Source organism: Wolbachia endosymbiont of Bemisia tabaci (assembly GCF_003999585.1).
Lineage (GTDB): Bacteria > Pseudomonadota > Alphaproteobacteria > Rickettsiales > Anaplasmataceae > Wolbachia.
Window position 1 is genome coordinate 1,047,084 of sequence record NZ_CP016430.1, and the last position, 12,219, is coordinate 1,059,302.

Consider the following 12,219-nt stretch of genomic DNA (forward strand, 5'->3'; position numbering starts at 1 on the left):
ATTATGATAAGAAAAACTAATTTGTAGTCTAGTTACGCAGGCAATTTTCCACAGTTGTCTGCATTTTTTGTTCCACAACTCATCTTTTTTTCGGCTTATTTCACTTTTTACACTGTCTCTTACTTGCTTGAATTCAGTAAATTCAATAGCTACACAAGCATTTGAGTAGTTTTTTGTTAAGAATTAGGCATAGAATCCCCCACATTTATTAATAAAGAACAGAAAAAATGTAACGCACATACGACAGAGATTAAGCATATGTGTGCACCCATTTGCGCTGAAGAAGATACGCTACATTCTTTACTGAGTTTGATTATTTGATAAAAAAGTCTGCAGACGAAGATAGATTTTGAGCTCTAAAAATACCTCTACTTTGATTATACTAAGATTAGATAAATAGGCGAAGTAATTTTTATATTAGTTTTTTAGCTTACAGCCGATTTGGTGTTTAGTAACTTGACATTTATTCAATACTACTGTATAATAAACATGTGTATTTTTTATACACTATGGCAATAAAATTACCTTGTAATAGGTGTATTGGACCCGAGGGCAGTACTCGGCGCCTCCACCATATTTTTTGATTGATACGGGGGCGAGTAAGGATCGACATGCATAGTAAAGATGGTAGCTTTGCTCGGTTAGATACCACCGCTAAGAGTTCACAATTTAGATGCAAACGATAACTTTGCTGCTGAAGACAATGTTGCATTAGCTGCTTAATTTAGGCACTATAACTTCATTGCTATAAGCACGGTTTAGGGAACGCCGGGTAACAGAAGTTCCCCCAAACATGTAAGGGTTATATGGATAAAACAGATTATCAGAAGTCGCTTAGTTATGCTAAATTTCAAGTTATCAAAAAGGCTCTAGATACTATATTAGATAATGTTTTTACTCCTCACTTAGAGATACTGTTTTTTACGCGATTTAATGGTGTTGTCATACCAGACTACTTGAAAGAATCATATCCTACTCAAATGCTTATTGTATTACAGCACCAATTTTATAGTCTAAAAGTTTTTGAGGATAGGTTTAGCGTCAGTTTGAGCTTTCGTGGAAAACAAGAACAAGTCACTGTACCGTTTTTTGCTATTAGTGAGTTTCATGATAAAATTTCAGGAGATACTTTAGTATTTAGCGTTGATTCTGATAAAGAATATGAAAGTGAGAAATGTGCTGAAAAGTCATCAAATGGTAGTATTATATCTATAGATCAACTTTACGATAAGTAGTTACTTCATTTTATAAATAAAAAATATTGTATCTGTTCAGGATATCGACAAGGCCATAGAGTAAAAGTGAGTTTATAACAAATGGTATCATTTGAGTAGCTGACATTGACTTTCACATAAAAAACGTTATAAAGCGCTTTCATGTTTACCAACTTAGTGCCAATCTGGATCCCAGTGTCTGGGCACTGGGATGACAACAAAGGGGCTACTTGAACAGAGGCTATTTAGGTAACAAGAGGTGACAAGAAAAGAAGCGCTGGTTTCATACGTACCTGAACACTTATCCTGCATGTAATAAACATGATCAAAAAGCTATTCATACAGTACACATCTCTCCGTTAATTTATCAATAAGTTTTTTATCCACGTGGAACCAAAGATTACAATATCTTATAGCTTATTGTTTACACCTGTTCCAGCATAAAAATTATTGTGGGGCTTGATTTTATAATATATATCACTACACATAATAGACTTTAGTATAAATTAGTAATATGCATCCAATCATATACTTACTTAACCTGCTACTTGATCTTTACAGCTTCATTCTAATATGCTCAGTTGTTCTCGATTTGTTGATTAAATTGAATGTAGTGAACATGTATAATGAAGTTGTAAGCAACATAATGCAAACTTTAAACCGACTTACCCATCCTCCACTAAAGGTTATCAGAAGGTATATACAACCGTTCAATGGATTAGATTTATCCGTGATGATATTGATAATAGCAATTCACTTTGTAAAATATACAATTACTTATTACTTTAAGTAGATGTTAAAAAAACAGCTAAAATCAGCGATATACCTGTTACTCTTAATGTATATATATATATCGATTTTTAGCTATAATTATCAAGATCCATCCTTAAATACAGCTACAAATCAGGAAGTAACAAATTTGGGCGGAGTGGTAGGTTCATATTTAGCTGATATATTGGTTCAATTTCTTGGACTCGCTAGTATTACAATAGCTACAACCATAGTTTACTTTTTGATATCAAAAAGGCTGCTGAAAATTCTCTATTTAATATTAATCAATTTAGGAATATGCTCTACATTAGCGCAACTTTCGCTCGGTATCACTGCAAGGTATGTGCATGGCGGAATGATAGGAAATGCACTAATTAGTAACTACCCATTTTACATCTTTGCAGTAGCAGCATCAATAGGTTTTGTAGGGTTAACTGGTTGGAAAAGAACGGTTTATTCTTTACTTTTCCTATGTAAAAAAATATTTTCCCTTTTTACAAAGGTCCTGTTTTTCAGGTTACGTAAAACTACTGATTATTCAATAGCACCATTAGTAGTAGAAGGAAAATATAGAATCACTAGACAACAACCAAAAGAAAGACAGAAAAAAGCTACCGAAGAGATTTTTAAACCACCTTCTAGCGAGTTTGAGTTTCCAAGCATTCACTTACTTTCTAAAGTAGAAGAATCTGTGCAGAGAAAACAGTTGAATGCATTAGAGAGCAATAAGAATTTATCTCTGCTCGAGCAGGTTCTAAGTGATTTTGGCGTGCAAGGAAAAATTATAAGTGTATGTTATGGACCGGTTGTGACTTTATATAAACTTGAACCACAAGCCGGCACAAAATCTGCAAGAGTGATTGGTCTTGCAGATGATATTGCACGTTCAATGAGTGCACTTTCTGCACGTATTTCAATAATTCGTGGACAAAATGCAATGGGAATAGAATTGCCAAATAAAGAACGAGAAATTGTTATGCTGCGTGATTTACTGGAATCGCCAGAATACCAAAATGCAAACTTAAATCTTCCGATTGCACTAGGCAAGGAAATAAGCGGAAAACCAATTATTGCAGATCTGACTAAAATGCCCCACTTGCTTGTTGCAGGAACTACAGGATCAGGTAAATCAGTTGCGATTAACACGATGATTCTGTCGCTTGTTTATCGATTAAGTCCTGATGAATGCAAGATGATAATGATCGACCCAAAGATGCTCGAGCTTTCAATATATGATGCAATACCGCATCTAATAACGCCAGTGGTAACAGAGCCAAAAAAAGCTGTTATTGCTCTTAAGTGGATCGTGAAAGAGATGGAAAATCGCTATCGTATGATGTCATATTTAAATGTGCGGAATGTAATAAACTATAATCAAAAAATTACAGAAGCGATGCATAGCGGAATAGAATTGGAGCGCGTTGTACAGATTGGGTTTAACTCAACAACGGGTAAACCTTTGTTTGAAAAAATACCGATTAAAATGGAGACATTTCCGTATATTGTGGTGATTGTAGATGAAATGGCAGATTTAATGCTTGTTGCTGGCAAAGATATAGAATGCTCTATTCAACGTTTAGCTCAGATGGCTCGTGCTGCAGGAATACACATCATAATGGCAACACAACGCCCATCTGTAGATGTGATAACAGGTGTGATAAAAGCAAACTTTCCAACGAGAATTAGTTTTGCTGTTACTTCTAAGATAGATAGCCGTACGATACTTGGTGAACAAGGGGCTGAACAATTGCTCGGTATGGGTGATATGCTTTATATGGCCTCTGGTGGTAAGATTATTCGAGTTCACGGTCCATTTGTAAGTGATGATGAGGTGCAAAATATAGTTGATCATCTAAAAACGCAAGGTGAGCCAAACTACATGGAGGAAATCACTCAAGAAGATGAAAATTCTTTCGCGGAATCAGAAGGTGAAACAGAAGATGAAGAGAACGATCTATACAAGCAAGCAGTGGCCATCATTCAGAGAGATCAAAAGGTTTCAACTAGTTACATTCAAAGGCAACTTAGAATAGGCTATAACAGAGCTGCAAATATTGTTGAAAGAATGGAGAAAGAAGGTATTGTCAGTGCTCCGAGTTACTCAGGAAAGAGAGAGATATTGGTAGAATAACCCTTAACTTAAAACAAGGAAAGTTATTTTAAGATCAATGTATAGTGATAGTTAATTTAATAATAATTTAAACATTGGGAATGTAAAATTATAATATATTAATTAGCTAGGGGGTTAAAATGGTAAAAGGAATTTTCCGCAATTGGTTAGGTATAACAGAATTGCAAGAAAGTCAAAAGATAGATGCTGAGAAGTTTGAAAAAGTTTTTGGTGAATTAAAAAAATGGCAAGAAGCTCAAAATATTGATGCTAAACAGTTTGAAGAGGTATTTAGTGCATTAAAAGAGTGGCAAGAAGCTCAAAAGATAGATGTTGAGCAGTTTGAAAAAGTTTTTGGTGCATTAGAAGACAAGATTGGTACTGAGCAGTTTCAAGCTATGCAAGAGCACTTAAGCGGCTTGCAAGAAAAATTTACAGGCTTAGAAGAAAAAGTAGAAACATTTGCAGACATGGTAGGGGGACAAGAACAAGCAATACTAACTTGTGCCATAATCAGTGCTGTTGCTGCAATAGCGGTAACTAGTTTTGTTGCATTCTGTATCTATCAGGGAGTTAAGCTTGATAAAGAGAAGAAAAACGACTTGTCTCAAGATATGCCAAGCGGAAAGTTTAATAATGTGAATGATACCGAAAAACTGAATAATAACTTACAGCAAGGAAGAGTGTAATGCTCTTCTTGAAAAGGTGTTACGTAAAATTTGTAACACCTTAAACTTTCTTTAGATTATGTAGGTTTTGGTAGTAAATTTTTTAGAAAGATGTTTGTATTATAAAGTTGGTAGAGATTCTGATTTACTTGAAGTTTGTTAATTGGTATCTTTTAAAGCACAATATTCACTATAGTATGCTTAAGATCTTTTCTAAAGTTTTATTTATATTAATACTTTTGGTTTCTAGTTTCTTTACTGTACATAATGTTGAAGCGAAGTCTAAGGTAAAGCTCAGTAAGAGGTACATACCTCCTGGTAACCCTGGTGGTACAAATTTTCATGCAGCAGATGAGGAATTTGCTGATTCATATAAACTATACGAAAAGCGTAGGGAGATTCTCAAGAAAAGGAAGTTACAAGGTCAAACTAATGTTAACGTAAATAAAGAAGATCTAATCAAAAAATTAAAAGAAAAAAAAATTGCTAGCCTTGATAACGAGCAAAACAACGTGGGAGCTTGCATAGTTGAAGATGGGGAGGATGCTATGATCAATCAGCATGGTATTAATCTTGCACGTTTAAAGGGTGCTGTATTTATAGATCAAGAGCCAGTTTCTCAGTATGAAAGTAAGCAGCATAAAAAAAGTGAACAACAAAAAGGGAAAAAAGTTACTTCAACACGAGAAAAAAAAGTTTCCCCTATAAATGTTACTATAAAAGAAACTCCGTCAAAAAGAACATGTTCACATGATTCTATTACTGACTTGAATAACGTAGATTCTAATACACATTATAGTTTCAATGGTTCAAATTCATTTGGCAGTGTAGCTGATGCATTAAAATAGTATCACAATTAATAATATGCTAGATAGAAACCTGATATTGAGTGATGATGCATATGAGTCATCGCCGGTTTCCAGGCATAAAACTCATACTGTAAAAGTTGGACAAGTGAAGATAGGTGGAAATAATCCTATAGTTGTTCAATCCATGGCACTTGGTGCACATATAGATTCTGACAACATAAAAAGCAGTGCTCAGAAATATGCAAAAGAAGTAATAGAACTAGCGCATGCAGGTTCAGAATTGGTGCGAATTGCTTTGAACTCAGAGGAAGTAGCAAAAGCAATACCTTATATAGTAGAGGAAATAAATAAAGAAGGCTTTGATGGTAAGATATTAGTAGGCTGTGGACAATATGAGCTCTACAGGCTGATTCAGGATTATCCAGACAACATTAAAATTCTGGGTAAAATTAGGATAAATCCAAGTAATGTAGGCTTTGGTGACAAACGTGATGAAAAATTTGAAAAAATTATAGAGTATGCAATAACGCATGATCTTCCTGTCAGAATCGGAGTAAATTGGGGTAGCCTTGATAAGTACCTTTCACAAAAACTAATGGATGAAAACTCCTTATCTAGTAATCCAAAAACTTCTGATGTTATATTACGTAAGGCGCTTGTAATGTCTGCTCTTGGTAGTGCAAAAAAAGCTGAAAAGATCGGCCTTAATGCAGAGAAAATAATCATTTCATGTAAAGTCAGTAGAGTGCAAGATTTAATTTTAGTTTATACGGCACTTGCAAAATCCTCCAATTATGCGCTGCATTTGGGTTTAACCGAAGCTGGTATGGGTAACAAAGGCGTAGTAAATACCACAGCAGGGCTTACTTATTTATTGCAAAATGGTATTGGAGACACTATCCGGGCTTCTTTAACTCAGCGCCCTGGTGAATCACGCACTAATGAGGTGGTAGTATGTCAGGAAATACTGCAGTCTATAGGTTTGCGTCACTTTAACCCTCAGGTGAGTTCATGTCCTGGTTGTGGACGCACAAGTGGCGATCGTTTTCGTAGATTAACTGAGGAAGTAAATGGCTACATAAAAACTCATATGCCGGTATGGAAGAAAAAGAATCCTGGTGTAGAGTATATGAACGTTGCTGTTATGGGATGCATAGTAAATGGTCCTGGAGAGAGCAAACATGCAAATTTGGGGATCAGCCTGCCTGGGTATGGAGAAAAACCTGTTTCAGCAGTCTACAAAGACGGCAAATATTTCAAAACTTTACAAGGTGATAATATTTTTGAAGAATTTAAGGAAATTATTAGTGATTATGTGGAGAAGCATTACACATGACAGGTTCATGCTTACTGTAAATTAAATTCAAAAAATGGTATCTTTTAATAGATAGTAGCTAACAGGGTTCCTTTTGCCTTTTTTCTATTTAGTAAATTTCTTGAATATTTGTACAGTTATGAAATAGACACAATTTGACATAAAAGCTTTACTTTTTGAAATTTTGGGTTACGTTTAATTTAACATATTTCAGTGGGGAATTTATTGTAAGTAGAAAGGAAGCTTTAAAAATATTAGGTTTTGAATTAAGCGATGCGCCCAGTGAACAAGAAATTAAATCAGCGTATAGAAAATTAGCTTTGAAATATCATCCTGATAAACATTCAGGTGAAAGTGAGGTTGTGAAGAAACAAAATGAGGAGAAATTTAAAAAGCTAGTTACTGCATATGAATTTCTCACTAAGGAAAATATAGAAGGGGTGACAAATCTAACTGACGGAAATTTAAATGGAATTGATTCGCCTGAAGATTTGAGGTTTTACTTAAGTAGGGCTCTATATAATCAGGATATAAAGTTTCTTGAAAAGCTTTTTTCCAAATTCAAAAGCAGTAAAGATGGAAGATTTGGTGATTACATCAATGAAAAACTTATTTATATTTACTTTCCATTATCTATTGCTTTAATGCAAGCTAAAGATTCAAGAAATTATAGTATTTTGAAACTTCTTTTAGAAAATGGTGCTGATCCTAATATAAAGCTATTACATAATGAAGCTTCGTTATACTATTGTAGGGTTATCGATGACAGCAGAATTGTAGAGTTATTGTTACAATATGGTGCTGATCCTAATATGTTAGATAAAAATGGTAAAAATCCGTTGTTTAAAGCGTTTTTGTTTGATGATGATCATACTATGGAAATACACTTTTGAAATATGGTGCTAATCCTAATATGTTAGATAAAAATGGTCGAGTTCCATTATATCAAGCAATCAATTGTGACAACGATAAACGCGAAAAATATGTAGAGTTGCTTCTAAAGTATGGTGCTGATCCTAATCAGAAGGTTAATGGCTCCAGAGTTATAGAGTGTGCTCCATATTTCACTAATAATGGTGTAATGAATTTGATTAAAACGCTTACTCTGCCATACGGTAACAATGATAAAGTTAAAAGGTTGATGGCTGAGTACGGTGGAGTTGATAGACGTTATCTACGTGATCAAACGATACTGACTTGTTGTTGCTTAATAGTCGCTTCTGCTACTTTTTTTAGTATAGCTTCTCCTGTGCGCTATGTACCGACAGCAATATTTGCACTTGCTGCATGTTTTTTTATTAAAAATGCTGTACATGCTGCATTTTTTGCAAAAGAATCTTCTCCTGAGTTTACCGAAGCTAGAGCTTGTCCAGAGATTATTAAAAGAGGCTATAATATCTAAAGTTTTAGTACTGGGTAAAGACGAGAAAAAAGCACCCAGCAGACCTAAGTCAAAGGGAATGGACAAGAATAGAAAGCTATTCCAGAGTATCATACAGGAAAGTAAGAAAAAAATATACTATAGTTAAAAAAATGTGATGGGATACCAAGGAGAAAATTTAAAAATCATATAAAGGAAGAATATGGTATGGATATTGAGATTGTCAAAAGGCCTTCATGTAGGTTCTAAGTCAACAAAGACACACCGCCTTAGCTACTACCAATGAGGGGTTTAAAGTACAGCCAAGAAGGTGGGTTGTAGAAAGGACTTTTGCTTTAGGAATAGAAGACTATCGAAAGAATAAGATTTACTCACTGAAAATTTCATATATCTGGCTATGAGTAGAGTTATGTTAAGGAGAGAAATATGCTTGAGTTTATCAATTCCCGGAAAAGTTGGGAGTGTTAAATAAACTGTGTCAAACTACATTTTAATTCAACTCAATTTTCAATCTATCAGGAAAGAAAATGTCGAGCTGGGACATAGTTAATGCCCAATCATGTACAGGCATCGTCCACTTTTCTTCCACCTTTTTTATAGCACAATATACCAGCTTGTACAAAGCATTTATACTGGTAAATGAGACCTTGGTCTTGCCTAATTTGTCTATGCAACCCCTCAATTGGATTAGTGGTGTAAATTACTCTCCTCATTGGATCAGAATACTTGAAATAACTAGACAAATTTTCCCAGTTACTCTGCCACGATTTTATAACCATAGAGTACTTTGTACCCCATTTTTCATCCAGTTCTAGTAGATAATTCTCAGCAATTTCCTTGCTTGATATACCCTCTTCAAATCACTTAAAAAGCTCTTTATATCTTTGCTAGCCACATACTTCAATGAATTGCGTATCTGATACACTATACATAGTTGTACTTCTGTATTAGGAAAGACGCTGTTTATAGCTGTAAGAAAACTTTTTAACACAGGCTATTAGAATATCTTCTACACTTCTTTCCTTGAGGTCGTTTAGCACACCTAACCAGAACTTCGCTTTCAGCCAAATAGAAGCCTAATACCTCTTTTCTGCCATTCTGATCTATGCCCAATATATTATACATGCACTTGCTTACACATCGTCCGTCTTCTTTTACTTTAAAGAACCATAAAAACTATTGGACTGTAAAGGATGACTGCGCCATTCGTTAATCACTGGCAATAATTTATCAGTAATACTGGATATTTCAGCAACCGATACCTTATTGTCATAAATTTCTTCGACGTGTGACATTATGTCTCTATATCCCATACCGCTGGCAAACATGCTCAAGATCTTTGTTTCAAGTTCAGAATGCAGGCTTGTTTGTCTTTTTTTGACTATTTGTGGCCCAAAACTTCCTTCTCTATCTCTTGGTGTTAGCAGCTCGAATACTTGTTCGTAAAGTCTTTGAGTTTTTGCCGTTTCTGCGATTGTTTTCTTCGTTCCTATTATTTGATAGATGGCTCTCCATTTCACCTTCTAAACTTGCCTCTAGCAGCTTCTTTATCAATGGTGTTAGCGCTCCATCTCTTCCGGTAAGTGGCCTACCTTCTCGTATAGTTGACAGGATATTTGACTCTAACTCTTGATAATTTACTATAGTTATTTGCTATTTTTTCACTCATGTGTAAAACCTCCGTTTTTATATTAACTAAAATACATCATTTCTTGGTTTGACACAGTTTATTTAACATTCCCGACAAGTTCTAATCATTAATGTTATACACGTTCTTTTCTTTTTCTATTCTCTCTTGTTCTTCAATACAATACATAGCAAGCGGATTAGCTTTAAGTCTTTCGACTCCTATTTCTTCTCCCGTTCCATCGCAGTAACCATAAATGCCTAATTTTATTTTTTCCAACGCCTCCTTAATTTTTTCTTTTCTATCTTTTCGGCGCTTAATTAATTCTCCATTTTCACTATCAGAATAAATACTACTATCTTCTAGATCTTGTTTCTCCAGTTCAGAGAGTATTGATTGTAACTTTAAGCTAAAGTATTCCAGTTGTTTTACGTTCATATATTCTTCATTTTCTGAAGGAACGTAATCTTCCGGTAACTTTATTTTTATTAATTTTTCCATAGCATTATCAATAAAATATATTAAAACTTATATAACTTATAAACAAAAAAAATTATACTACCCTCAAAGTAAACACTATAATTTATAATAAACATTTAAAATCCTGGTATGATTAGTTCGGTAAAAAAATTAATAATAAATGATAATAATCTTACTTATATAGTATGTATTTTTATTATAATGTTAAGTTTATCTTCATATACACTTGAAAACAACAGTAAACAAGAAGTCATATTAACATTAACATGGATATGTGCTACATTTGTTTTGCAGATCTCTACAAATAATTTATTTACATCTGATTATCATGATGGAATATTAGAGCAAATCTTTGTACAGCCACTCTCTTCTAGGCTGATAGTTGTTTATAAAATCTTCGCTCACTGGTTGTTATTTGGGCTACCGATTTCAGTGATTTCTTTCATGTTCAGCTTTGCAATTCTAGGCAATAATATTGAACATTCAATAGCAGTTGGAGTGTCTTTATTATTTAATACGCTGATAATCATTAATATTTCAGCTACTGGAAATGCATTGATGATTGGTCGAAATAACTTAGCATCAGTAGTGTCGCAAATTCTTGTTTTGCCAATGATAATGCCAACTTTTGTATATTTCAAATTGCTAACTCAATTTGAAAATTTATCCTTGAATATTTATACACTACTAATCACCATCTTAATTTTTGTCATTTTAATTGTTAACAGCACTATAACTACTCACATAGCATTAAAATTTGCTGTGGAGCAGGATTGAAAAAACTTACTAGTTATTTACTTGTATCTGCTTAGTTAAGGTTGTTAACTTAAGTAGAGATGGAGACATTAGACTTCTTGCATGAATTGAAGAGTTACAGCGTATGAAACCATTATTGGATTTCAGACTGGCTGGTTATGCAAGAAATCTAATATCTATCGAAGAGTCAGAAACTTTTATAACTTACCTTTAATCAACCTAACCCATGCGTGCCAATCTCTCTCACCAAGATTGCTTTCGAAAGACAGAAGATCCTTTACGGCTTTTGAGCAAATTTCTTCACTTGGAATTGACAACTCCCTATTCATTGCTAGCGTCAGGCATTGAGTTTTACAAGCTTGTTCTAAGTGATACGTATAAAACATTGCTTCTTGTATAGTCTGACCACATGTTATAGATCCATGATTGCGCATTAACATCACAAAATTTTCTTTCAAATCAGCTATTAATCTTTTTCCTTCTGTATCATCAAGTGCCAGGGAATTATAATCATGGTAAGATACCTTATTATAAAAGTGCAGCGCCCACTGACTTATTGGGAGTAATCCATCCTTGAGAGAAGAAACTGCTACAATAGAAGGTGTATGTAGATGAAAAATTGCTTGAATATTTTTCCTTGCTTGATAAATGAAGCCATGGATTACATAGCCAGTTTTATTATATTGATATTCTTTGCCTTCAATTATATTCCCATCAAACGATACTTTCATCAATGAACTTTCATCTACTTCATAAAAACGTATACCAAACGGATAAACATAAAATGACTTTTTATCTTCAGAACGTACAGAGAGATGAGTATACGTATGATCATCTAATTTAAGATAAGATAAAATTTGATAGGCGTTAACTAGGTCTCTTTTCAACTCACTATTTGTTAATAACATAGCTCTTGAGTAAAATTTTCTAAAGATTTATACGTAAAAAAAAGTTTATTACAAACTAAAAGGTGAACCTACGTTAAAATACTAAGCACTTTTACTTGCCTTAGGTGATTAGAGTTTACATTTCTAGATTACATAGTATTTTAACTATAAAAGCGGCTTTTTATGTAATATTTCATATGT

The 12,219-nt window shown here is 33.9% G+C and carries 11 protein-coding genes, 1 other RNA gene and 2 pseudogenes; 11 read left to right on the forward strand and 3 right to left on the reverse strand.

What is annotated here, in order from left to right; translation table 11 throughout:
- The first annotated feature begins 452 nt into the window (after positions 1 to 452).
- The 10 genes and pseudogenes from ssrA to BBB02_RS06230 form a co-directional block, all read left to right on the forward strand.
- Positions 453 to 790: a transfer-messenger RNA gene (ssrA, locus tag BBB02_RS05165) on the forward strand.
- Positions 791 to 806: 16 nt separating this feature from the next.
- A complete protein-coding gene (locus BBB02_RS05170) occupies positions 807 to 1,235 on the forward strand; it encodes a ClpXP protease specificity-enhancing factor SspB (RefSeq protein WP_127464183.1) in 429 nt (142 codons plus the stop codon).
- A gap of 493 nt (positions 1,236 to 1,728) precedes the next feature.
- Positions 1,729 to 2,007: a YggT family protein gene (locus BBB02_RS05175; protein WP_010401649.1), complete on the forward strand. Its 279-nt coding sequence runs from the start codon at positions 1,729 to 1,731 to the stop codon at positions 2,005 to 2,007.
- Positions 2,008 to 4,116 carry an FtsK/SpoIIIE family DNA translocase gene (locus tag BBB02_RS05180; protein WP_127464184.1) on the forward strand — a complete coding sequence of 703 codons (2,109 nt, stop codon included), beginning with the start codon at positions 2,008 to 2,010 and terminating at the stop codon, positions 4,114 to 4,116. It begins immediately after the preceding gene.
- Between the two features lie 119 nt (positions 4,117 to 4,235).
- Entirely contained in the window at positions 4,236 to 4,784 is a 549-nt protein-coding gene (locus tag BBB02_RS05185; RefSeq protein ID WP_127464185.1) for a hypothetical protein, read from the forward strand.
- Between the two features lie 176 nt (positions 4,785 to 4,960).
- The gene (locus BBB02_RS05190; protein WP_127464186.1) at positions 4,961 to 5,611 is read left to right on the forward strand and encodes a TRP75-related protein; all 651 of its coding nucleotides are present in this window, start codon (positions 4,961 to 4,963) and stop codon (positions 5,609 to 5,611) included.
- 16 nt (positions 5,612 to 5,627) lie between these two features.
- Positions 5,628 to 6,908: a flavodoxin-dependent (E)-4-hydroxy-3-methylbut-2-enyl-diphosphate synthase gene (gene ispG / locus BBB02_RS05195; protein ID WP_127464187.1), complete on the forward strand. Its 1,281-nt coding sequence runs from the start codon at positions 5,628 to 5,630 to the stop codon at positions 6,906 to 6,908.
- Positions 6,909 to 7,063: 155 nt separating this feature from the next.
- Positions 7,064 to 7,780 (forward strand): DnaJ domain-containing protein, encoded by a 717-nt coding sequence (locus BBB02_RS06510; RefSeq protein ID WP_410543500.1) that lies wholly within the window; start codon positions 7,064 to 7,066, stop codon positions 7,778 to 7,780.
- 20 nt (positions 7,781 to 7,800) lie between these two features.
- The gene (locus BBB02_RS06515) at positions 7,801 to 8,289 is read left to right on the forward strand and encodes an ankyrin repeat domain-containing protein (RefSeq protein WP_245970089.1); all 489 of its coding nucleotides are present in this window, start codon (positions 7,801 to 7,803) and stop codon (positions 8,287 to 8,289) included.
- Between the two features lie 104 nt (positions 8,290 to 8,393).
- Positions 8,394 to 8,740, forward strand: a pseudogene (locus BBB02_RS06230) (hypothetical protein); the annotation flags it as partial.
- An 18-nt stretch (positions 8,741 to 8,758) separates the two neighbouring features.
- Here BBB02_RS06230 and BBB02_RS05205 read toward each other — a convergent pair.
- Both BBB02_RS05205 and BBB02_RS05210 read right to left on the reverse strand, forming a co-directional pair.
- A pseudogene (locus BBB02_RS05205) lies at positions 8,759 to 9,912 on the reverse strand (IS256 family transposase).
- A 106-nt stretch (positions 9,913 to 10,018) separates the two neighbouring features.
- Positions 10,019 to 10,396 carry a TraR/DksA family transcriptional regulator gene (locus tag BBB02_RS05210; protein WP_007302671.1) on the reverse strand — a complete coding sequence of 126 codons (378 nt, stop codon included), beginning with the start codon at positions 10,394 to 10,396 and terminating at the stop codon, positions 10,019 to 10,021.
- 108 nt (positions 10,397 to 10,504) lie between these two features.
- Between BBB02_RS05210 and BBB02_RS05215 the strand changes: the two genes are divergently transcribed.
- Entirely contained in the window at positions 10,505 to 11,152 is a 648-nt protein-coding gene (locus BBB02_RS05215; protein ID WP_127464188.1) for a heme exporter protein CcmB, read from the forward strand.
- A gap of 176 nt (positions 11,153 to 11,328) precedes the next feature.
- Here the strand turns inward: BBB02_RS05215 and BBB02_RS05220 are convergent, their stop codons facing one another.
- Complete coding sequence (locus BBB02_RS05220) at positions 11,329 to 12,039, reverse strand: class II aldolase/adducin family protein (RefSeq protein WP_127464189.1); 711 nt, start codon at positions 12,037 to 12,039, stop codon at positions 11,329 to 11,331.
- Positions 12,040 to 12,219: the final 180 nt, after the last annotated feature.